Below are 22664 nucleotides of genomic sequence, written 5' to 3' on the forward strand. Positions count from 1 at the left end.
GAGTTCCGCCGGGCCCCCCGAATACATCTGTGTCCCGGAACAGCACGTGATCACGCGTGGAGCGTGCTGTTCCGGGACACAGGTGTTTGGTGCTGCCTCGGCCCTGCCCGGAGCCGCTCCGGGGGCGGGACCGGGCGGCGTCGGGCCGGGCCGGCGGCTCAGTCCAGGTAACGGTCCACGAGCTGCTCGGCCAGGCCCGTGTACTGCCCGGGGCTCAGCTCGCTCAAGCGCCGGGCGGTGTCCTCGGAGAGGCCGAGGCCCGCGATGAACTCGCGCATCCGGTCGGCGTCCACGCGGTGACCGCGGGTGAGTTCTTTGAGCCGCTCGTAGGGGTTGTCCATGCCCTCGCGGCCCGCAATGGCCTCGGCGCGCATGGCGGTCTGCACTGCCTCGCCCAGGACCTCCCAGTTCTGGTCCAGGTCCTCGGCGAGCACCTCCTGTGCCACGTCCAGGCGGTCGAGGCCCTTGAGCACGTTGGACACCGCCAGCAACGAGTGACCGAACGCCACCCCGATGTTGCGCTGGGACGAGGAGTCCGTGAGGTCCCGCTGCCACCGAGAGGTTACGAGGGTTGCGGCGAGCGTGTCCAGCAGCGAACACGAGATCTCCGCGTTGGCTTCCGCGTTCTCGAAGCGGATGGGGTTGACCTTGTGCGGCATGGTTGAGGAGCCCGTGGCACCCTCCACCGGGATCTGGTGGAAGTAACCGATCGAGATGTAGGACCACACGTCCGTGCAGAGGTTGTGCAGGATCCGGTTGAACCGGGCCATGTCCGCGTACAGCTCGGCCTGCCAGTCGTGCGACTCGATCTGGGTGGTCAGCGGGTTCCACGTGAGCCCCAGGTGGCTCACGAAGGACCGGGAGGTCTCGGGCCAGTCCGTGTCCGGGGCCGCGGCGGTGTGCGCTGCGAACGTCCCGGTGGCGCCGTTGAGCTTGCCCAGGAACTCGGTGTCCGCCACGCGCTGCACCTGGCGGCCCAGGCGGCGCGCGAACACTGCGAGTTCCTTGCCCAGGGTCGTGGGCGTGGCCGGCTGGCCGTGGGTGTGAGACAGCATGGGGGTGGCCTTCGCGTCCCGCGCCATCGTGGCCACCGCCGCGACCAGTTCGCGCGCCGCGGGCAACCACACGTGGTTGATCGCATCGCGGATGCCGAGCGCGTAGGAGAGGTTGTTGATGTCCTCGGACGTGCACGCGAAGTGCACGAGCGGCGTCAGGTGCTCGAGGCCGAGCCCCGGCAGCCTTCGCCCGATGTAGTACTCCACCGCCTTGACGTCGTGCACCGTGACGGCCTCGATCTCAGCCAGTTCCGCGACCGACGCGGCGTCGAAGTCCGTGACGATCGCACGCAGACCGCTCTTTTGCTCATCCGAGAGGGGTTCCAGACCCGTGAGCGCTCGCTGCTCGCACAGGTGGATGAACCACTCGACCTCCACGTGCACCCGTTCGCGGTTTAGCGCCGCTTCCGAGAGGTAGTCCACCAGCACGGCGGTCTGGGGGCGGTAACGGCCGTCCAGCGGTCCCAGCGCGATGGCGGGTGACTGCTGGCTCAGGGCCACACGTCCGGAGGGAAGGGTCTGCGCGGTGTTCGACATGGCCCTCATTCTTTCACGCGCCGGGGCGCCCCTCGCCGCGGTGAACGTCCTGCACCGCGGTCCTCGGGATGGCCGAGCAGGGCGTGGATACACATGCTTCCGGGGCCGCCCGAGCACAGGATCGCCGTTCCCTAGCCTGGTCGCGTGGCGCCCGCGTGGTGGGGCGCGGGAAGGAACCGGTCATGTCACAATTCGCGAGCCCGGTGTTCCCGGGAACGTCCCCCTCGGCGGTCTCGGCGCTGGTCCACGAACGGCTCTGCCTCGTGGCACGTCATTACGACGACGCCGCAGAGCACCTCGCGGGGCTCGCCTCCCGGATTGCGTCCCTCGCGGAGACCCACGGTTCGTGGGAGGGCCCGGGTGCCAGGTCCTTCCGGGCCCGCGCCGATCGCCACGAGCAGGAACTGCGAGACGTTTCGCACCGCTGTCGTGAAACCGCTCAGCTCGTGCGGACGGGGGCGGCCGCGCTCGCGGAACGGGTCGCGGCTGTGGAGAGCATCGCCCAGGCGGGAGCTCCCATGGCCGCGGCACTGAGCACGGTGCTGGGCGTGGAACTCGCGATGGGTCACGCTGCGAGCGCGTCGTGGGGCGGGTCGCCGTGACCGCGGCGGCGCGGACGGTCCTGGGCTCGAGCACCGGATCTTCGGAGGACGCAGCTGTGCCGGCCGCGGGTGAGGAAGAGGCAGGGAGGTCGGCCGTGCCGGTGGCGGGAGGTGGCCCCGCCGCCGTGCCGGTTGCGGAAGATGCGGCCGCCTCGTCTCCGCGGGACACTGCCGTGAGCATGGAACACGGCGTGACCGAGGTCCACGGACGGGCCGAGGACCTCCAGAGCGAACTGTTCACCCCTGGTTCCGGGGAACGCCCCGCGCCGGACGGCCAGGCGGACCCGGAACGGGTCGCAGCCGCCGCGGAGGGCGCGAGAACCAGCATGGAGGTCTCGGGTGGCGTCCCGGGCGGCACCGCGGTCATGGTGGACACGGACGTCATCTCGGGGATCGAGGGCTCGCTCACCGCGGTGGTCGAGACCGTGGGCGGCGCCCTCGCCGGGCTCGTCCCGGTCACCGCCGAACTGCACCTGTGGTCCCTCACGGGGCAACCGTCCCTGGCGGGTGCGGGGGCGCTCGCCGATCTCGTGAGCCGCGACCTGCTCGCGCAGATCGCCGCACTGGAGGCCTCTGCCGCGCGACTGGTTCTCGCGCGGCAGAACTACGAGACCGTGGAGAGGGCCTTGACGTCCCTCCTGGCGGGGCCGGTGTGGGGCTTGCCACTGCACGGTGTGACCCGCCCTCTGGCCCGGGAATGCGGTCGGACCCTGGAAGACCTGGACGTCGCCCTGGCTCGCGCGGGGATCGACTCACCACACGAGTTCCTCGAGCGGGTCCAGCCGTGGCAGTACGGGCTCCTCATCCGGGGAGGTGGTCCGCGCGGGACCGACGCCCTCATCCGCGGGCCTGGCCTGGACGATCTCATGGATGGGCTGCTTCAGTACCCCGTCGTGCCCGGCGGGGGTGCCTCCGGGTCCCACACCGTTCCGGGAGCCGGTGCGGACGCACCAGGGCCCGGCGCCGTCGCGGCGGAGCTGGGCGGGAGAACCGGCGGTGCGGCGTCGTCGGCGCCGAGGCCCTTAACGCTGGGCCAGCACGCGCGAGCGCTGGCCGTGGGGTTGCTCACCGCGTACGGCAGGTCCGAGAAGACCACTGGGGGCGCGGGCGACCCGTGGCGGGATGCAGCGGGGGAGGAACCCGGGGTGCTCGGGGCCATGCTCGCGCCCGCCTCGGCCGCCGTGCTGTCGGTTTCTCTGGCGGGCATCGCGTGGTACACGCCGTATCGCAAGGGGCGCCGGTTGACCCCGGCAGAGGCCTTCGACCGCGGTGTGCCGGCTGCCCTGCGACCGGTGCTCGCCCCGCGCGCGTTACGTGAGGCACGCCGGGAGGTGTTCACCGGGGTGACCGCCGCGAACGCGGCCCGCCACCACATGACGGGCATGCCCGAGCGACCGCTTCCGGCCGGGGTGCGGCACGCGGGAGCCGTGCCCACCACGATCGTGGGGACCGCCGCGGCGCTCAAGGACGCCAAGAACATCGTCTCGGGCGGGGGCCCGGACGGGGCGCAGGTCGAGAACAGCACGGTCATGGTGCAGAAGGCCACGGACGGGAACGGGAGGGCGGCGTACTCCGTGGTGCTGACCGGGACCGAGAAGTGGGAGGACAGTCCCGGCGTGCATGATCTGAAGGGGATCAGGCAGGGCATCACGGCGCAACCGGACGCCGCACTCACCGAGCTGCCCCAGGCGCAGCGCATGGCCGTGCAGGCGCTGCAGGACGCGGGCATCCGCTCCGGGGACGCCGTGGTGCTCACGGGCCACAGCCTGGGCGGGATCGACGCCGCGGGGCTGGCTGCCAACCGTGCGTTCCGTGAGCGTTATGACGTCGCCGCGGTCACCACGTTCGGTTCGCCCGTGGGGGACTTCGAGATCCCCGAGGGCACGTCCGTGATGGCGGTGGAACACGTGGACGACGTCGTGCCCACCCTGGACGGCGTGCCCAACCCGGATGCCGACCACCGATCCACGGTGCGCGTGAACACCCCCTATCAGGATGCGCTGACCCTGAAGCAGGGGCTCAGGGGGATCGGGGCGCATGAGATGTACGTGTACACGGTGGGCGCCCAGGGGATCACCGATTCGCGGCACCCGGTCGTGGTGGCCCATGAGCAGCGGCTCGCGGACGCGGTGCCCCATGGGCCCGGGACGCGCACCGAAACGTACGTCTACGAGGGACGGGAGGAACACTGACGCACCGACGAAGTGGGGCGGTCCCTGGCGTTAGCATGGCAGCTATGGAAACTTCCACGCCCGCTCCCGGATCGCAGGGGTCACCGCAGCGGACCACGCGCGTCACGCCGCGGGCGGCACTCGGCAAGCTCCCCGCGTACGCCGCGGGCAAGCCGGCCGCCGAGATCCCCGGTCTCGTGGCCTACAAGTTGGCATCCAACGAGAACCCCTTCGGTCCCGTTCCGGCCGTGCGGGAGGCGCTCGCGTCCTTCGACGCCTACAACCGCTATCCGGATCCCGCCGCGAGCGCCCTGCGTGAGGCCCTGGCGCAGTACCTGGACGTCCCCGCGCAGGACGTCGTGGCCGGTGCGGGCAGCCTGGGCGCACTCAACCAACTGCTCGCGGCCTTCGCCGGTTCCGGGGAGGACGGTCGCCCGGACGAGGTGATCCACGCGTGGCGCTCGTTCGAGGCGTATCCGATCTCGGTGGGTCTGGCCGGCGCGCTCGGCGTGCAGGTGCCCAACCTCCCGGACGGCTCGCACGATCTTGACGCGATGGCCCGCGCCGTCACCGACCGCACGCGGGTCATCCTGCTGTGCACCCCCAACAACCCCACGGGCCCCAGCCTGCGTGACGACGCCGTGCGCGAGTTCCTGAAGCGGGTCCCGTCCCACGTGGTGGTCGTCGTGGACGAGGCGTACTGGGAGTTCCAGCGCGCCGAGGGCCTGGCCGACGGCATCGAGCTCTACCGTGATCACCCCAATGTGGTCTCCCTGCGCACGTTCTCCAAAGCTCACGGTCTGGCCGGGCTGCGGGTGGGTTACACCGTGGCCCAGCACGAGGTCACGCAGTACCTGCGCCAGAGCGCGCCGGCGTTCAGTGTCACGGAGGTGGCCCAGCTCGCTGCGATCGCGTCCCTCACGAACATCGACCAGGTCGAGGAACGGGTCCAGCGGGTCGTGGACGAACGGGAGCGCGTGCTGCACGGACTCGACGACCTGGGGTGGCAGTACCCGCCCACCCAGGCGAACTTCGTGTGGCTGCCCCTCGGGGAGCACAGCGAAGCGTTCTCCCAGCTGTGCGATCAGCACGCCCTGTCCGTGCGGCGTTTCGGTGCGGAAGGGGTGCGCGTGAGTTTCGGGGAGCCCGAGGCGAACACCCGGTTCCTGGAACTGTGCGCCGCGTTCCCGCACCCCAGCACCATGCCCCTGCCTGGGCAGCCCTGAGACCGTTACGAGTACCGAGACCCCCGCGCACGCCCGGATCGCCGTGACGGTGGCGAGACGGCAGGCGAGGACAGCGGAAGGACCGACACCACCCATGGCATCACGCACCCACGCAGGCGCCGTGCCCAGCACGCTCCCGCGTCACCAGATCCTGGACGAACAGGGGGCGATCGCGGACGATGCCCTGTTGTCCCCGTACGTCGCGGACGTCACGGTCGAACAGTTGCAGCACCTCTACCGTTCCATGACCGGGGCGCGGCGCGTGGACGAGGAGGGTACCTCGCTGCAGCGTCAGGGCCAGCTCGTGCTGTGGGTGCCCCTGCGGGGTCAGGAGGCCGCCCAGGTCGGTTCTGTGTGGCCCACGCTGCCCACCGACCGGATCTTCCCGTCCTACCGCGAACACGCCGTGGCCTTAGAACGCGGTGTGGCGCCGTCCGATCTGATGCGGTTGTTCCGCGGCATCACGGCCGGGGGCTGGGACCCGGAGAAACACAACCTGAACCTCTACACCATGGTGCTCGCCTCCCAGGTCCCGCACGCGGTGGGTTACGCCATGGGAACCGCCCTGGACCGTAAGGCCGCCCAGGATGCGGGCACTCCGCCGGAAACCGACCCGGAGGCCGTCATCGCGTACTTCGGGGACGGTGCGAGCACCGAGGGTGAGATCCACGAGTCCATGGTCTTCGCGGCGTCCTACGACGCCCCCGTGCTGTTCTTCATCCAGAACAACCAGTGGGCCATCTCGGTCCCGTTCGCGACCCAGTCCCGCGTGCCCCTGGCCACGCGCGCGGCCGGTTACGGCTTCGAGGGGTTGCGTGTGGACGGCAACGACATCCTGGGCGTCGTCGCGGCCACGCGGTACGCGCTCGAGAAGATCCGCGCGGGAGAGGGGCCCGTGCTGATCGAGGCGGAGACCTACCGCATGGGGGCCCACACCACGGCGGATGATCCCACCAAGTACCGCGAACGGGACGAGGAAGAGCAGTGGGGTCACCTGGATCCCGTGGACCGGCTGTGGGCCCACTTGCGGGACGCCCACGGGGTCGAGGACGAGTTCTTCGAGACCGTGGCGCGCGAGAACGACGAGATCGCACAGCGCATGCGCGCGGACGTCCTGGCCATGACCCCGCCCCGGTTCGAGGACTCTTTCGCCAAGGCGTACGCCGAGCAGCATTCACTGGTGGACGACGAACGCGCCGAGTACCTGGACTACCAGGCGGGCTTCGCACCCCAGGACGAGATGGACGACCACGACACCCGAGGAGCCGGCGCGTGACACAGCTGACCGTGGCCAAGGCCATCAATGCCGGGCTCGCACGGGCCATGGAGGAGAACCCCAAGGTCATGCTCATGGGGGAAGACATCGGCTCCCTGGGCGGCGTGTACCGCGTGACCGAGGGGCTAAAGTCCAGGTTCGGTGCGCACCGCGTGCTGGACACACCCCTCGGTGAGGCGGGGATCGTGGGCACCGCGGTGGGCCTCGCCGAACGCGGGTACCGGCCCGTGTGCGAGATCCAATTCGACGGGTTCACGTTCCCGGCGTTCAACCAGATCACGACCCAGCTGGCCAAGATCCACGCCCGCTCGGACGGGCAGCTCACGGTTCCCGTGACGATCCGCATCCCGTACGGAGGTGTGATCGGCTCCGTGGAACACCACTCGGAATCCCCGGAGGCGCTGTTCGCCCACACGGCGGGACTGCGCTTGCTCGCGCCGTCGAACGCGCAGGACGCCTACTGGATGTCGCAGCAGGCCATCGCGTGCGACGACCCCGTCATCATCTTCGAACCCAAGCGCCGGTACTGGCTCAAGGGCGAGGTGGACGAGAAGACTTCCCCGGGGGACCCGTTCAAGGCCTCCGTGATCCGCGAGGGTGAGGAAGCCACGATCGTGGCGTGGGGACCGCTCGTGCCCGTGGCGCTCGCCACCGCCGAGGCCGCCCGGGAGGACGGGCGCAGCGTGGAGGTCATCGACCTGCGCAGCCTGTCACCCATCGACTTCGACACCGTCACGGCGTCCGTGCGCAAGACGGGTCGCCTGGTGATCGCCCACGAGGCCCCCACGTTCGGTGGTTTGGGCGGGGAGATCGCCGCGCGCGTCACCGAGCGTGCGTTCTACTCGCTCGAGGCTCCCGTGCTGCGCGTGGGCGCCTACCATCTGCCCTATCCTCCCGCAGCCGTGGAGGAGAACTACGTTCCGGATCTGGACCGGGTGCTCGAAGCACTCGACCGGTCCTTCGCCTACTAGAGCATCCACCCCACCGTGATCCGGCGCGGACACGGTGGCCCGGAGGGAGAAGTCATGTCCCAGGTATTCACACTGCCCGACGTGGGTGAGGGTCTGACCGAGGCCGACATCGTGGCCTGGAAGGTGTCCGAGGGGGACACCGTGTCCGTCAACCAGGTGCTCGTGGAGATCGAGACCGCCAAGTCCGTGGTGGAGCTTCCCTCGCCGTTCGAGGGCACGGTCCAGGAGATCCTCGTCGCGGAGGGGGACACCGTGGAGGTGGGCACGCCCATCATCTCCGTGAGCTCCGCCGACGACGCTCCCGCCGGTGCCACTGACCCCGGCTACACGGGTTCCGCCCCGGAGGACGGTCTGGCCGACGCCCCCGCGCCCGACACCGCCGCGTCGACCGGTGAGGACGCCACGTCCGGTTCGGGGCGCAGCATGGACTCCGCCCAGGGCAAGGCCCTCGTGGGCTCGGGGCCCAAGGCGGACCCGGTGCGTCGGCGGCGTCGTACCCGCGTGGGCATGCGCACGGACGCCGAGGCGCCCCAGGGTCTGAGCGCCTCGACCTCCCGCGCCGACGACGCCGCGGGGCCGGCCGACGAGCGCAAGCACGGTTGGGCGGACCGGTTGTCCCGCACGGGACTGGGAAGTGCCGCCGTGGACCTCGCGGAGAAGGCCGGGAAGATCCGGGGCCGCGGGGAGTCCTGGTTGAAGTCTCGGGACGAGGGCGCCGAACAGGGGCCCGCGTCGGCGTCGATCCCGCGCCGTCCGAACCTGGCCAAGCCCCCGGTGCGCAAGGCGGCCAAGGAGATGGGCATCGATCTCGCGGACGTGCAGGCCACCGGCGACGGCGGCCAGGTCACCAAACGCGACCTGCTCGCCTACGCGGCACACCTGCGCGAGGTGGAGGACGGCCCGGACACGTTCTGGACCCACACCGGCCAGCCGGCCACCGCGCGGGAGGAACGCATCCGTGTCAAGGGCGTGCGCAAGGCCACCGCCCAGAACATGGTCAAGTCCGCCTTCAGTGCGCCCCACGTGTCGATCTTCGTGGAGGTGGACGCCTCACGGACCATGGAGTTCGTCAAGCGGCTCAAGCAGTCCCCGCACTTCGAGGGTGTGAAGGTCACGCCGCTGTTGATCCTGGCCAAGGCCGTGATCTGGGCGGCCGCCCGCAACCCGCAGGTCAATGCCACGTGGACCGACACCGAGATCATCATCAAGCGCTACATGAACCTGGGCATCGCCGCGGCCACGCCCCGGGGTCTGCTGGTTCCCAACATCAAGGACGCGCAGGACCTCAGCCTCCGGGAGCTGGCGATCGCGCTGCACGAGCTGACGCAGACCGCACGCGCCGGGCGCACCCAGCCGGGGGACATGCAGGGTGGGACGCTGTCCATCACGAACATCGGTGCGCTGGGCATCGACACGGGAACCCCCATCATCAACCCCGGTGAAGCCGCCATCGTGGCCTTCGGGACCATCAAGCAGAAGCCGTGGGTCGTGGACGGGGACGTCATCCCGCGGTGGATCACGACCCTGGGGGGTTCCTTCGATCACCGCGTGGTGGACGGTGACCTCTCCGCGCGGTTCATGGCGGACGTGGCCCGCATCCTCGAGGAACCCGCTCTGCTGCTTGACTGATGCTCAACCGCCGTCGCCCGGCTCCGTGCGGAAGCACCCGGCGAGGTGGCCCGGTGCCCGGCCGATGCGCTGCAACCATCGGTAGGCGGTGACCGGGCCCACCAGCACGATGCCGTGGGATCGCAGCACCTGGGACAGTCGGCGGGACTCCGTGGAACTGTCCGGGAGTTCCAGCGCGTTGTCCGGCGCCGCTTCAGGGGCGTCACCCGGGAAGGGCACCCCGGCCTCCTCGAGCAGCGCGAGCCACCGGTCCATGTCCCAGTCCCGGCACACCTCCGCGTTGTGGATCACGGCCTCGATCTTGGCGCGGTTGCGGATGAGTTCGGCGTTGACGAGGAGGTCGTCCACGTCGTCCTCGTCGAACAGGGACACGCGGGCGGGTTCGAGATCGGCCATGTGGAGGTACCACGAACCGTGGCGCGCGGACTGCGACCACCTGGCCAGCCCCGAGTCCACGAGTTCCAGGGTGAGCGTGGCGAAGTACTCGTCCGCGCTCGAAGGCGCCGTCCCCCAGTCGTAATCGTGATCCGCGAGCGCCCCGGGTGTGCTCACGGCCCACGGGCAGCGCCGCAACCCGTCCCCGCAGTGCACCACCCGGAAGGCGGTGTGGGGTGTGGAATGTGAGGTGTCCTGGGCATCTGCCGAGGTGGTGTCCGATGAAGTCGTCATGGCAGCACGCTAGGGCGCGTTGTGTCCTGTGATCCGCGCTCGCGGGCCCCCGGGTATCACCGGCGTGTGAACCCGCCCGGCGGGCGCGCTGTGCAGGGCGATTGCCGCGGGGCGGGACCGTCGTGGATGAGGCGGGCACATGGTGGGCGGGCCGGTCCATAGTGGGGTCCGGCCGTCGGGGGGGTCGATCCGAACCGCGCGGGCCTTGGTGGTCCATGGAACGCTGTGGAGTGCCCCCGTGATCCTGGCCTCCGCAGCAGCCCCCCGCCATGGCCATTTCCCCGTGAGCGTTGTACACGCCAGGACGGGCGCTGCCAGCCTCGACCTTCACGCTCACGTACATGTACGTGAACATCGAATCCCGGGGTTTAGTTCTCGATACATAAATCGCCCTGGAATTCGGGTTCCGGATCAGCGATGAAGCGCGGGCGTGCGGGGTCCGGAACACGTCGTTCACCTGAGGCAACCGAAGTGGTGTTTCGCGCGCGCGGTTGGCGAACAATACGTGGTACACGCTGACCCCGAACGAAACCGTTCCTGCCAACGGCAGCGCTGGGACTGTAAATGCCGCGTGCCGATTCGGAACTTCCGGCACCGAGGCTTGCAACCATGTTCTCGAGCGGGTTGCCGTCCACCACCAACAGGTCCGCCCACGCGCCCCCGCGCTCCTTGGCCCACTGCGCCACACGGCCCCAGTGGGACGTGGGTTCGGCCTTCTGAGCTGTTCCTCCGGGAGGGGTTGTCCCCCTTATCGAACGGTTGCAGCGACAACCACGCGTTCTTGCGTGCCATTTCGTCCGACCTCTCCTCGTCCACGAGGTGACCGTGCTCGATGGACCTCACGCCGGCTCGGATGGCCCTCTGGATGCCTTCCACGCTGTCGACGTGCGCACACACGTACGTTCCCCAGTCCGCTGTGGTCTGCACGACCGCACTGATCTCCTAGAAACGGGAAGGCCTCCCGCCCAGGGTGACCGGCGCGGCGTACGCGGGGCTGGCATCTCCGTGTCCCGCCGTCTGGGAGATCAGCGCACCGCGGGGGAAGACCCTCGGCCCCGGGAGGGATCCCGCGTCGATGGCCTTCCTCAGCCCGAACGTGGGCCCCGACGTCGCGCACCGTGGTTGCAACCCCGCAGGAGCGTGGAGTCGGCCTCGGCGACGGCATGGGCGTACATCAGCCCCGTGCCCGCCTCGAGCATGGTGTCCATCCTGTTGGGGGCGAAGATCATGTGCCAGTGCGCATCCGACATGCCGGGCATGAGAGCGCGGCCGTCGGCGTCGATCCGGCGTGCGCCGTCGGACGCGGTAGGCGGTTCCTCGGAGGCCTCGCAGATCTTCGACCCGGTGACCAGGAGCCGCGCGGCTAGTTCGTCACTCGCCCCGTCGAGACCTGGGCATCGCTGATCAGAACGGGTTGCTGGTCGGTCACGGGTCCTCCTCAGGGCCGGAAACGGTCTGGGCGGCACGCCGTCCCTCCCTGCGAACCCACTCCGCTCCGGGCGCGGCCGGGTAGTTGCACCCGGGATGTCTTCCGGTGACCAGGCGGGATGTTGGTCGGTGGAGGATGTAATCTCTCGCGTGGAACGGCTGCCCCCTCGATGCCCCCGGCTGCCACGACCGAGAAGGTGAGTCACCCGCGTCGGTTCCCCCCCCCGCCGAAAACACACCCCACACCCTGTCGCGTCGAACCCTTGCGAAAGGGATCGCGTGGAGCACGCCGGTCATCATAACGAGTGCCCTGGCCCCCGGGTACGCGGTGTCCGGTCCCGTCAGGGGGGTGCTACAACTACAGCTTTTCCCAATTCGCGGTGGGTACGGACGCGAACGAGCTGACGGGCGCAGCCATCTCGCAGGGGAACCCGCCGTCCGCCAACGCGACGAGGGGTGCTGCGGGCGCCACCTTTTTTCGTTCGGCGGAGTACGTGAGTTCACAGACGAAAACGGTACGGAACGTCATGAGCACGAATACGACATCGCGGTTCTCGTACCTGACCTTCACCTATACGGCGCCGGTCGCGGGCGGGTGGGAATTCCTCGCCATTCCCAGCATCAGCTTCTGCGTGGCCTGACCGGGAGACGCAGCGCCGCGGCGTCGTCATGCGGAATGCACGCTCGAGGCATCCGGGCTCAGAAAACGGAAACGGCCCCCGTGCCGTCTGCGATCTCCACGGCCACGGGATCGGCGTCCGGGTCCTGGGAGTCGTGGACGATGAACACCGCGGTGGGGTCACCCGGGGGCAGAGCCCGCACGGTCACGGCGCCGGAGCGGGCGTCCGCGAGGATCGCCGAGAGCTGCTGCGCGGTGGCTTCCAGAACCTCGGGCGACGGAGCACTGCCGCGCTCGTCCAGGATGTCCACGGTGATCCCCCGGGCACGTGCCGCGCGGGTGAGCTCCAGGATGTAGGGCGTCGCGATGGAGCGACCGCGGATGCTGTCCCGCAGTTGGGCCTCGGTGAGGCGGAACTGCTGGACGTCGTAGTCGGTCACCTCGGAGGAATCCTTGGCGATCTGCTCCAGCAGCCCACCGGCCAACCGGCGGACCTCGTCCACCCGCCGGTTGGAGGCGTAGCGCATCCCCTTCTCGGCCTCGTCGCGGCTGCGCGCGGTGGCCAGTAGGCGCTGGGTGTCCTGTCTGCGCCGCATGAAGAAGTCGTACTGCCGCTCGACCATCCACGTCACGAGCACCACGGCGATGCCTACCACGTGATATGCCTCGATGGGCATGATCACCCCGTTGACCACGGGCCACCGGCTCACGGACAACACCGTGACACCGAGCCACACCGCGAAGGCCCAGCCGGGGCGGCGTCGCATCCCCAAGCCGAACAACAGGGCGATAAACCCGAGATGGAACCACGGGGTCTGTCCCGCCTGCAGCGTCACGGGGGTCGCGGCGTAGCCCTGCTGAGCGGCCACCAGGAACAGGACGGACGTCAACGCGGTGGGGAGCAGGGGGAACTGGGAACCGTCCCAGCGGGGTAGCGCGATGATGGACCCGGCCAGCGCGTAGTTCACCACGGACACGGCCAACTGCTCGGGTCGGATGGAATCCTGGAGGTAGCCCACGGCGGCCACGAAGGGTGCGCAGAATGCCGCCAGCAGGATGAAGCGCATGTAGCGGTGGGCGAAGACCGCGCGCGTGGACCCGCTCATGCCGTCACGTCCTTGGGCCACACCAGCGTCACACGCGTCCCACGCCCCGGTGCGGTGTCCAGGGACACTCGTCCGCCGATGGACTCAAGGTTCTCCACGATGGACACGCGCACCCCGAGCCGCCGGTTGGGGACGTCGTGGTAGTTGAAGCCCCGGCCGTCGTCACTGATCGTGAACCGCAGGAAGAAGCCCTCGGGATTGGTCACGCTGGCGGGGCACAGCTCACCCTCCATCGACACGGTCGTGTACTCACTGCCCGAGTGCCGGGCGCTGTTGGACACCGCTTCCGTCACGGCCTGGGTCAAACCGTGCGCCACGTCCGCGGGAACGAATACCCGCGGTTCGCCCACGGGCCGCATGGGTGCCCGCAGGTTGGTGAATCGCACGCGCGCGCGCCACGGGGCGAGGGCCTCCATGAGCTCGTCCATGAGCACGTGGACCATCACGGTGTGGTTCGCGGAGGAGCGGTCGGACTCCTCGGCCAGGATGTCCAGGGCCCGTGCGGCGAGCTGGCGCGTGCGCTTGGGTAGGACACCCCGGGTGCGGGACGCGTCCAGCAGGGCGGCCATCACGTTGTCGTGGATCAACCGGTCGATCCGCTCCTGGTCGGCGGTCTCCGAACGGCTGCGCCGCAGCGCGAGCGTCTGCGACAAGGCCTCGGCGTAGGCGATGTCCATGCGCTCGACACCGTGCTTGCCGGCGGTGAGGACCACCACGAGCATGAGGCTGAACACCATGCGGGAGAGTCCCGCCGTGAGCAATGACTCCGGGATGGGCTCCGCGGTGATGAGCAGGGCGGAGATCAGGGCGTACACGCCCTCGTTCATGATCATGTACAGGATGGCGGCCGTGGGGCTCCACAGCACCGCCGCCGCTCCCACCGCCAGGATGATGAACCCCGAGATCCAGGGGTTCTGGGGCATGGGCTCACCCGTCCACGCGAACGGCAGGGCCAGGATGGCCGCGGAGACCACGGCCGTGTAGGCCAGGAACACCCAGGGGCGCACGGAATGACGCAACCCGTAGAACAGGGTGAGGCCGGTGAGCACCGCGAGCGCCAACAGGAAGATCGTGTACCACCCGTGGAGGGAGTGCTGCTGTTGCGCGAAGATGGGCAGCGCCTCGATCAGATGGGTCACGGCGAACACGCCGAAGCCGATCATCGCGAACCAGTGGGCGCGGTAGGTGTTCAGCCCGAGCTCGTCCGGGGCGGTGGTCGCGAAGAAGCGCTTCCACCGCAACCGCGTGTTGACCGTCCGGTAGGAGCGGGCCCGGCCCTCCGGTGACCTCCCCAGCAGGATCACGGTGTGTCCGGTGGGGGAATCACAGCTTCTTCTCGGCGCTCGCCACGTCGTCCTCGGGGTCCACGAGACCGTCCTCGATCGCGCGGATCCGCAGGTCGATCTTGGTGGGGGCCGGGCGCCCGATCCGCGCGTACTTCTCACGGATCCGGTCGATGTTGGTCTTCACCGCGGACTGCTTGATCCCCATGCGGCGGGCGACCTGCACCTGGGCGAACCCGGAGGCGTACAGGCGCAGGGTCTCGCGTTCGCGCGGGGACAGGGCGGCGCGGGAGAACTCGACGTCCCCGTCGATGGCCGCGGCCAGTTCCTTGGTGATCACGGGTTTGCCGTCCGCGATCGCCCGCGCCTCCTCGATGGCGTGCTCGAGCGGGTCCGATTTGCGCACCAACCCCAGGGCGCCGGCGCGCAGCGCCTCGCGGATCAACCCGGCGTTCTCGCCGATGCTGAAGATCAGCACCTTCATCCCGGCGCTGCGTAACCGTTCCACGTTGCCCGCCGGGCGTGACTTGTCCGCCAGGGACAGGTCCAGCAGGACGACGTCGCACTCGATGCGTTTCGAGCCCTGCGCGGTGAGGGCGGGATTCTCCGGGTCCCGGCCCAACTGGTCCAGCAGGGTGGACACGGAATCCGATGACCCCACGAGCTTGACGTCCGCGAGCGATGTCATGGACACCAGACGCACGCCTTCACGGACCACTTCATGATCGTCGACTACGGCGACGAGTGTTGAAGGCATAGAAAGTTCCTCCGTACTCCCCAGTGAGGACCCAGCCCAGGCCCTCGACAGAACGGAAGTCTACTAGCTTATTGCATTCGAAACCGTCCAGGCGTCCACTTTACGGTGGTAGCGCATGCCCCACACCCCGCCCAGGACCGCGCCCGCGAGTCCCAGCAGCACGAGACCCCCGAGCGCGATGAGACCCATTCCCACATCGCTCCCGATCAGCTCCTGCGCGACCCAGCGGGGACCGGCCGCCGTGGCGGCGTCGGCCCACAGCAACACCACGACCGAGGCGACGGCGCGCGCCAGCAGGGACCACAGCCACACACTCACGCCCTGGGCGACCCCCGAGAAGCGCGCCATGCGCCCGGCCACGTACCCTCCCGCGATCATCGAGAGCAGTTCCACGACGCCCAGGACGGCGACGGCGATCCACGACTGCGCCGCCCCCGGCGCCTGCCATGCCCGGGCCAGGGTGTCGCCCGCTCCCCGGGTCACGTCCAGGCCCAGCTGGGGTCCCAGCAGCCCGGCGAGCGTGAGCAACAGGCCACCCAGTGAGATGGCCGTGAGCAGTCCCAACACCCCGGGGATCAGTTGCATACCGCCGAAGTGCTGGCGCTGCCGCCGCCGCAGTTCCTCCACCGTGGGCCGGGCCGCGGCGGTGGAGCCCTCCGAGCGCACCGCGGGGCGCATGAAGTCCCACGCGGCCTCGGCCGAGATCCGCTCGCTCGGGGGTGTGAGGTGGTCGTCGCCCACGGGGTCCGTGTTGCCGGAGCGCTCGTCCCGCGGGTGCAGGCGTCCGGAGGCGACGCCGGTGCGTCCCGTGCGCGGTGCCGTGTCCCGGGTGGGGGAGCGGACGTCGTCGTACGGGGAGACCGACGGCAGGGCGGCGGTGTCGCCGGCCGCGGCGTCGTCGTGCCGGACCCCGGGACGGGGGAGGGGGCGCGTGGCCTGGGCATCGCCAGCGGGGCTCACCCGGGAGGTCGGCTCGGTCCAGGGTGCGTTGCCGTCATCGAGAGGATCGCGAGCGGTGGAGGGGGACATGGAGGGCCTCGATTCGGCGGGGATTCCGGTGGCGGGTCCCCAGAAGTCTATCGAGACCGGGACTATGGGACGGGTCCGGGGCGCCGGGTGCGACGTGGTCGTGGGACGCGGGCGAATGTCCCACGGCGGGACGGGAGGGACGGTAGCCTCGCTGACATGGCTGAGACGAATTCCCGAGACTTCCTGGCGACCCGCCCGTGGACGGCGAGCTACGACCCCGGCGTTCCCCGAGACCTGGAGCTGCCCGAGACCTCCCTGGTGCACATGCTCGAGAAATCGGTGGCTCGCCACGGCGCGAAGACGGCGGTCGAGTTCTTCGGCGCGGGAATGACGTACGCGCAGCTCGGTGACCAGGTGCGACGGGTCGCGGAAGGACTGCGGCGGCTGGGCGTGCAGGCCGGGGACCGCGTGGCCATCGTGCTGCCCAACTGCCCCCAGCACATCGTGGCCTTCTACGCCGCCCTGCGGCTCGGGGCCATCGTGGTGGAACACAACCCGCTGTACACGACCCCGGAACTGCGCCACCAGTTCGAGGATCACGGTGCGCGCGTGGTGATCGCGTGGGACAAGGTCGCCGCGAGGATCACCGGGATGCCCAAGGACCTGGCCGTCGAGCACGTCGTGGCCGTGGACATCACCGCGAGCATGCCCACGATGATGCGCGTGGGACTGCGCATGCCCCTCAAGAAGCTCGCCGAGCAGCGCCGAGAGCTCACCCAGCCGGCCCCGGGGACCATCGCGTGGAAGTCCCTCCTGGACTCCGACCCGATCCGTGAGGACCACCCCCGGCCCGCGGCCACGGACATCGCCCTGCTGCAGTACACGTCCGGGACCACGGGCCTGCCCAAGGGCGCCATGCTGAGCCACCGCAATCTGGAGTCCAACGCCGTGATGGGCCAGCACTGGTTGGACAGCTCGTCCGACGAGGTCGTCTACGGCGTGCTGCCCCTGTTCCACGCCTTCGGGCTGACCCTGGGTGTCACGTTCGCGATGTCCCTGGGCGCCAAGCTCGTCTTGTTCCCCACCGTGCGCGCGGACCTCATCCTGCGGGCCATGAAGAAGAGCATGCCCACGGTGCTGCCGGCCGTCCCGCCCGTGTACCAGAAGGTGCTCGACGCCGCCGCTGAGCAGGGGAAGGATCTCACCGGCATCCGGGTGGCGGTGTCCGGAGCCATGACATTGCCCGTGCCCCTGGTCGAGACGTGGGAGGACGCCACGGGCGGGGTGCTGATCGAAGGCTACGGCCTCACCGAGTGCTCCCCGTTGGTCGCGTGCAACCCCCTCAACGAGCACCGCCGTTCGGGTTCGATCGGCATCCCCTTCCCCAGCACGGACGTGCGCATGGTGGATCCGGAGACGGGTGAGGACGTTCCCGTGGACGCGGAGGGTGAGCTGCTGGTCAAGGGCCCCCAGGTCACGCAGGGCTACTGGAAGCGCCCCGAGGAGACCGCGAAACTGTTCACGGAGGACGGCTGGCTGCGCACCGGTGACATCGTGACGGTGGACCAGGACGGCTTCCTGCGCGTGGTGGACCGGATCAAGGAAGTGGTGATCACCGGCGGCTTCAACGTGGCCCCCACCGAGGTGGAGACCGCCCTGAAACTACACGACAGTGTCGCGGACGCGGCCGTGGTGGGCATCCCCAACGACGACGGCAACGAGACCGTGGTTGCGGCGGTCGTGCTGGAACCCGGGGTCACCCTAGATGAGGACGCCCTGCGCAAGCACTGCTACGACAAGGTCACCCGCTACAAGGTGCCGCGCCGGATCGTGGCCATGGACGACCTGCCCCGCACGATGCTCGGTAAGACCCTGCGGCGAGCGGTCAAGCAGGACATCATCAAGAACAACCTGTTGGACTCCTGACACCTCATCGGCCGGGATCAGCTCGGTCGGAACAACTCCTGCCGAACGGGCGTGCGCCACGGGGGCCGGGTGGCCTACATGGGGTTCAACTACCCCGCCCTGCTGGAGACGTTCTTCGCCGCGAAATCGATCGGGGCGGCCGCAGTCCTGGTGAAACCCCGGCTGCGGCAGGCGGAAGTGGAATACATTCTGGGCGACTGCGGTGCCACCACCGTGGTCTTCGGGCAAGACCAACGCGAGAATGCTGCGGGCCTGGAGGCCGAACTGACCGGCGTGCGCTCCTGGGTGAGTGTGGACGGCGGCGGACCCGGGGAGGAGTACGAGCGGTTCCTGGCCTCCGGTTCCGAGGAGCTCGTGGACGAACCGGTGGAGCAGGACGACCTGGCCCTGATCATGTACACGTCCGGGACCACGGGCCGGCCCGAGGGTGCCACGCTCACGCACCAGACAACCTCTTCTACCAGTACGTCAACACCCTGATCTGTCAGGACCTGCGCCAGGACGAGGACCACCTGGCCGTGGCGCCCCTGTTCCACATTGCCGGGCTGAACATGATGACGCTGCCCACATTCATGCTGGGCGGGACCATTATCATCCACCGTCAGTTCCGCACCCCGGACGTGGTGACTCCGGGGGCATCGCCGTGGAGGACGAGCACGGGTGGGTACCTCTACTTCAAGGACCGCATGAAGGACGTGTACATCTCGGGCGGGGAGTACGTGTACCCCGCGGAGGTGGAGAACGCCCTGCCGGGTCTCGAGGAGATCCAGGAAGCGGCCGTGATCGGTGTGCCGGACGGGCGTTGGGGCGAGACCGGCCGCGCGTTCGTCGTGCTGTTCGAGGACGCCCCCGAGCTGAGCGGGAACGAGATCCTCACCCGGCTGCGCGAGGGGCTGGCCACCTACAAGCTTCCCGCTCGGGTGGAGGTCGTGGCCGAACTGCCGCGCACTACCACGGGCAAGATCCAGAAGAACGTCCTGCGCGAACGCGCCTGATCCCGAGGAACCACCATGTCATCAACCACCGCCCCGGGGACCGAGCTACGGTCCATGGATCGCAGGTCGCAGGACAGGGAAGCGCGCCGCGTGATCCTCTCCAGCTACCTTGGCTCCACCATCGAATACTACGACTTCCTGCTCTACGCCTCCGCCTCCGCGCTGGTGTTCCCGCACGTGTTCTTCCAGGACCTGGACCCGGTGGCCGGCGTGATCGCCTCCTACGGGACGTTCGCCGCGGGTTACCTCGCGCGGCCCCTGGGCGGTGCGATCTTCGGTCACTTCGGGGACGAACTGGGCCGGAAGAAGATGCTCATCCTGCCCATGTTCGTCATGGGTATCGGCTCCACGCTGATCGGGCTGATCCAGTCCTCCGCGAGCATCGGTTCGTGGGGTGCGATCCTGCTCATCCTGCTGCGCGTATTCCAGGGCATCCCGGCTTCCGCCGGTGTGCACTTCGGCGTCGTCAAATTCTGACAATATCTATTTCTAATCCCTGTGATTATGGCTAAACTCCATATCAAGGTGGCGGACGGGGACCGGGGAGAACCATGGAGCTTCGACAACTCAACTACTTCATCGCAGTGGCGGAGGAGCGGCACTTCGGCCGTGCCGCCAAACGATTGCACATGGCGCAACCGCCGTTGTCGCAACAGATCCGTCAGCTCGAGGAACAGCTCGGCGTCAAACTGCTGGACCGCACGACCCGGCGCGTGGACCTGACCCCGGCCGGACAGGAGCTGCTGGACCGCGGACGCCAGATCATCAACGAGGTGGAGACGCTCAAGGCGGACGTCTACCAGGTGGGCAACGGCGCCACCGGGGTGCTGCGCGTGGGCTTCTCGGGCTCGGCCACCTACAGCGTCATGCCGCGGCTCGTGCGCCACGCCAAGGAGCAGCTGCCCGGGGTCTCCCTCACCCTGCAGGGCGAGATGCTGACGCCGGCCATGGAGGCAGGACTGCGGGACCACACGCTCGACGCCGCGATCCTGCGCCCTCCCGTGGCATCCCAGGACATCGAGTACCGGATCGTGGGCCGGGAGAAGCTCGTGGTGGCCATGCCCAGCGACAGCCCCCTGGCGTCCGGGCGGCCCGTGGCGGCGAACGAACTGCAGGAGCAGAACTTCGTGTCCTACCCGCCGGGATCGGGCGTGTACCGCACCGTGTCCGAGATGTGCCGCCGGGCGGGCTTCCAGCTGCGCATCGCGCAGGTCACCCACGAGACCTCCACCATGCTCTCGTTTGTCGCGGCCAGCAGCGGGATCGCCGTGGTCCCCGAGTCCGTGCGGGCGCTGCAGCTCGAGGGCGTGCTCTATGCGGGCCTCGAGGATTCCCCCGTGACCGAGATGGCCGTGGCCTGGCGGCGGGACGACCGCTCGGCCCTGCTGGGCAATTTCCTGAACCTCGTCATGGACGTCACCGACCACGACTGACCCGAGCACCGCCCGCTCAAGAAAGGCGACCATGAACATCACCCGCATCGAGGCGATCCCCTACTCGATCCCCTACGTGCACCCCCTGCACTTCGCCTCGGGTTCCGTGACGGAAGCGGACCACGTCCTCGTGCGGGTGCACACGGACGAGGGCATCGTGGGCACCGCGGACACCCCGCCCCGGCCGTACACCTACGGTGAGACCCAGAAGTCCATCGTGGCGGTGATCGAGGACATCTTCTCCCCGCAGCTCAGCGGTCTGGACGCCTTCGCCCGGGAGCGGATGCAGACTGTCATGGACCGCACCTTCCACAACCAGACCGCCAAGGGCGCGGTGGACATCGCCGTGTGGGACGCGATCGGCCAGCTGCTCGGACAACCCGTGTCCACGTTGCTGGGCGGGTACACCGACCACATGAGCGTCTCCCACATGCTGGGGTTCAAGCCCGCGGAACAGCTGCTCGAGATTGCCCTGGAGTTCCGGGAGACCTACGGGATCACCACCTTCAAGCTCAAGACGGGGCGCCACCCCGTCTCGCTCGACGTCGAGGCCGCCCGCGTACTGCGCGAGGGCCTGGGTCCCGAGGCCCGGATCTACATGGACGCCAACCGCGGGTGGAGCGCCAACGAGGCCTCCGAGGTCCTCCGCCTCACCGCGGACTTCGGCATGGAGTTCCTCGAGGAGCCCGACGACGCTCGGGAAGTCATGGGCCGACGTCGCCTCGTAAGCACTTCGCCCATCCCGATTGCCGCGGACGAGTCCGCCCCGAACCTGGGCACGGCGGCCAAGGAACTGTTGAGCGGGGGAGCGAACCTGCTCGCGATCAAGACCGCGCGCTCGGGCTTCACCGAGGCCACCAAGATAGTGGGTCTCGCGGAGGGCCTGGGCGTGGACGTCTACGTGGGCAACCAGATCGACACCCAGGTGGGGACCATCGCGTCCGTGACCTTCGGTGCGGCCTTCTCCCACACGTCCAAGCGCGCGGGGGAGCTGTCCAACTTCCTGGACATGGCGGACGACCTGTTGACCGAGCCCCTGCGGATCGTGGACGGGAAGATCCACGTGCGGGACGTCCCCGGGGTCGGCACCGTGATCGACGAGGACAAGCTCGCCTACTACCGGGCCCGCTGAGGCGGCCCGCCCCGTCCCTCGCGCGGGGCGGGGTGGGCGGGCCGCATCCTGCGTGCGGTCGTGGGCGGGTGGCGACACCGGGGTCGTCCCGGCTCCCGATTCCCGGCCCAGCAGGGCCCGTTATTCCTGCTCCGGTACAGGGCCGCGAGCTCGCTGCGGGAATAGATGCCGAACTTGGTATAGATCCCGGCCGCGGCTTCCTCGGCGTCGAGTTCACTCACGGCCTTGTCCATGACCTGCTTCCAGTAGCCGTGCTGGACGGGGTACAGGCCCCGTCCTGGCCTCCTACACACCGCGGTGGGCGCACGCGTTGATCAGGGCGTGCGGTTCACCGTTCTTGTCCCGGGAGATCACGATGGGCTGACGGCCGATGTACGTGGTGAAGTAGTCGCCCACGTTGGGGATCTGCGAGTCGTGGGCCAGGTACACCCAGTTGCCCTCGAAGATGTGCTTCATCTCGGCGTCGGTGAAGATCTCGCGCTTGGCGCGGATGATCCCTTCCGCACGGTCGTCCTCGACGGCGCCGTCGAGGACTTCGTGCAAACGGCTCAGGGTCTCGGTCATGGCGTAACTCCTTGAACGTTGGGCGCCGACGTCAGCCGACGAGGTGGTGCAGATGCGGGACCGGGGGGCCTGAGGGGCGCGATCCCGCAGGTGAACCAGCAGGTGCGTATCCCCCATACTGGTGGAAGGTGACCCCACTCACATCAGGGGGAACCCTAGGCTGAACCTGGGGGTTATTTTTTCGCGTTATAGAATGAGTAATACTCGATTAAATATTTGTTGAATATAGATTCACCGCACTAATCTGAGACGAACGTCACGGATCGCAATTGTGTGCCTCACGTTCGCCATCCGGCCAGGGGTCCGATCGACGGGT

20 protein-coding genes and 1 pseudogene are annotated in these 22664 nt (G+C 69.0%); 13 read left to right on the forward strand and 8 right to left on the reverse strand.

Annotated features, from left to right (window positions below; translation table 11 throughout):
• Positions 1–158 precede the first annotated feature (158 nt).
• Positions 159–1601, reverse strand: a complete 1443-nt coding sequence (gene purB, locus RF650_RS04555; RefSeq protein ID WP_368814194.1) for an adenylosuccinate lyase — start codon at positions 1599–1601, stop codon at positions 159–161.
• Positions 1602–1774: 173 nt separating this feature from the next.
• Between purB and RF650_RS04560 the strand changes: the two genes are divergently transcribed.
• The 6 genes from RF650_RS04560 to RF650_RS04585 all read left to right on the forward strand — a co-directional run bounded on the left by RF650_RS04560 (position 1775) and on the right by RF650_RS04585 (position 9467).
• Complete coding sequence (locus RF650_RS04560) at positions 1775–2194, forward strand: WXG100 family type VII secretion target (protein WP_368814195.1); 420 nt, start codon at positions 1775–1777, stop codon at positions 2192–2194.
• Positions 2195–2373: 179 nt separating this feature from the next.
• On the forward strand, positions 2374–4386 hold the full coding sequence (locus tag RF650_RS04565) for a hypothetical protein (protein ID WP_368814306.1): 2013 nt from the start codon (positions 2374–2376) through the stop codon (positions 4384–4386).
• A 44-nt stretch (positions 4387–4430) separates the two neighbouring features.
• A complete protein-coding gene (locus RF650_RS04570; protein ID WP_368814196.1) occupies positions 4431–5591 on the forward strand; it encodes a histidinol-phosphate transaminase in 1161 nt (386 codons plus the stop codon).
• A gap of 94 nt (positions 5592–5685) precedes the next feature.
• Positions 5686–6867, forward strand: coding sequence for a thiamine pyrophosphate-dependent enzyme (locus RF650_RS04575; RefSeq protein ID WP_368814197.1), 1182 nt, complete (start codon positions 5686–5688; stop codon positions 6865–6867).
• Positions 6864–7838, forward strand: coding sequence for an alpha-ketoacid dehydrogenase subunit beta (locus RF650_RS04580; protein WP_368814198.1), 975 nt, complete (start codon positions 6864–6866; stop codon positions 7836–7838). Before RF650_RS04575 ends, RF650_RS04580 begins: the two co-directional genes overlap by 4 nt.
• A gap of 54 nt (positions 7839–7892) precedes the next feature.
• Positions 7893–9467 carry a dihydrolipoamide acetyltransferase family protein gene (locus tag RF650_RS04585; protein ID WP_131332276.1) on the forward strand — a complete coding sequence of 525 codons (1575 nt, stop codon included), beginning with the start codon at positions 7893–7895 and terminating at the stop codon, positions 9465–9467.
• A gap of 3 nt (positions 9468–9470) precedes the next feature.
• Here the strand turns inward: RF650_RS04585 and RF650_RS04590 are convergent, their stop codons facing one another.
• Together RF650_RS04590 and RF650_RS04595 are read right to left on the reverse strand one after the other, a co-directional pair.
• Positions 9471–10136, reverse strand: a complete 666-nt coding sequence (locus RF650_RS04590; RefSeq protein ID WP_368814199.1) for a DNA-3-methyladenine glycosylase I — start codon at positions 10134–10136, stop codon at positions 9471–9473.
• 1085 nt (positions 10137–11221) lie between these two features.
• A complete protein-coding gene (locus RF650_RS04595; protein ID WP_368814200.1) occupies positions 11222–11386 on the reverse strand; it encodes a hypothetical protein in 165 nt (54 codons plus the stop codon).
• 558 nt (positions 11387–11944) lie between these two features.
• On the opposite strand from RF650_RS04595, the gene RF650_RS04600 reads away from it, so the two are divergent.
• On the forward strand, positions 11945–12205 hold the full coding sequence (locus tag RF650_RS04600) for a hypothetical protein (RefSeq protein WP_368814201.1): 261 nt from the start codon (positions 11945–11947) through the stop codon (positions 12203–12205).
• A gap of 58 nt (positions 12206–12263) precedes the next feature.
• Here RF650_RS04600 and RF650_RS04605 read toward each other — a convergent pair whose 3' ends face one another.
• The 4 genes from RF650_RS04605 to RF650_RS04620 form a co-directional block, all read right to left on the reverse strand.
• The gene (locus tag RF650_RS04605; RefSeq protein ID WP_131332278.1) at positions 12264–13289 is read right to left on the reverse strand and encodes a hypothetical protein; all 1026 of its coding nucleotides are present in this window, start codon (positions 13287–13289) and stop codon (positions 12264–12266) included.
• Positions 13286–14593, reverse strand: a complete 1308-nt coding sequence (locus RF650_RS04610) for a sensor histidine kinase (protein ID WP_242670571.1) — start codon at positions 14591–14593, stop codon at positions 13286–13288. The genes RF650_RS04605 and RF650_RS04610 overlap by 4 nt, the downstream gene beginning before the upstream one ends.
• A 19-nt stretch (positions 14594–14612) precedes the next feature.
• Positions 14613–15329 carry a response regulator transcription factor gene (locus RF650_RS04615; protein WP_064847420.1) on the reverse strand — a complete coding sequence of 239 codons (717 nt, stop codon included), beginning with the start codon at positions 15327–15329 and terminating at the stop codon, positions 14613–14615.
• 63 nt (positions 15330–15392) lie between these two features.
• Positions 15393–16358 carry a hypothetical protein gene (locus RF650_RS04620; RefSeq protein ID WP_368814202.1) on the reverse strand — a complete coding sequence of 322 codons (966 nt, stop codon included), beginning with the start codon at positions 16356–16358 and terminating at the stop codon, positions 15393–15395.
• A 156-nt stretch (positions 16359–16514) separates the two neighbouring features.
• Here RF650_RS04620 and RF650_RS04625 point away from each other — a divergent pair, with 156 nt between their 5' ends.
• The 6 genes and pseudogenes from RF650_RS04625 (at position 16515) to RF650_RS04650 (ending at position 21784) form a co-directional block, all read left to right on the forward strand.
• On the forward strand, positions 16515–18224 hold the full coding sequence (locus RF650_RS04625; protein WP_368814203.1) for a long-chain-fatty-acid--CoA ligase: 1710 nt from the start codon (positions 16515–16517) through the stop codon (positions 18222–18224).
• A gap of 78 nt (positions 18225–18302) precedes the next feature.
• The gene (locus tag RF650_RS04630) at positions 18303–18704 is read left to right on the forward strand and encodes an AMP-binding protein (RefSeq protein ID WP_368814204.1); all 402 of its coding nucleotides are present in this window, start codon (positions 18303–18305) and stop codon (positions 18702–18704) included.
• 38 nt (positions 18705–18742) lie between these two features.
• Complete coding sequence (locus RF650_RS04635) at positions 18743–19219, forward strand: hypothetical protein (RefSeq protein WP_368814205.1); 477 nt, start codon at positions 18743–18745, stop codon at positions 19217–19219.
• 15 nt (positions 19220–19234) lie between these two features.
• Positions 19235–19654: pseudogene (locus RF650_RS04640) on the forward strand (MFS transporter); the annotation flags it as partial.
• A 116-nt stretch (positions 19655–19770) separates the two neighbouring features.
• Positions 19771–20652, forward strand: a complete 882-nt coding sequence (locus tag RF650_RS04645; RefSeq protein ID WP_368814206.1) for a LysR family transcriptional regulator — start codon at positions 19771–19773, stop codon at positions 20650–20652.
• A 31-nt stretch (positions 20653–20683) separates the two neighbouring features.
• Positions 20684–21784, forward strand: a complete 1101-nt coding sequence (locus RF650_RS04650) for a mandelate racemase/muconate lactonizing enzyme family protein (protein ID WP_368814207.1) — start codon at positions 20684–20686, stop codon at positions 21782–21784.
• Positions 21785–22069: 285 nt separating this feature from the next.
• Here RF650_RS04650 and RF650_RS04655 read toward each other — a convergent pair whose 3' ends face one another.
• Complete coding sequence (locus tag RF650_RS04655; RefSeq protein ID WP_368814208.1) at positions 22070–22348, reverse strand: Rieske 2Fe-2S domain-containing protein; 279 nt, start codon at positions 22346–22348, stop codon at positions 22070–22072.
• Positions 22349–22664: the final 316 nt, after the last annotated feature.

The organism is Kocuria sp. CPCC 205297 (genome assembly GCF_040981035.1).
Taxonomy (GTDB): Bacteria; Actinomycetota; Actinomycetes; order Actinomycetales; family Micrococcaceae; genus Kocuria; species Kocuria marina.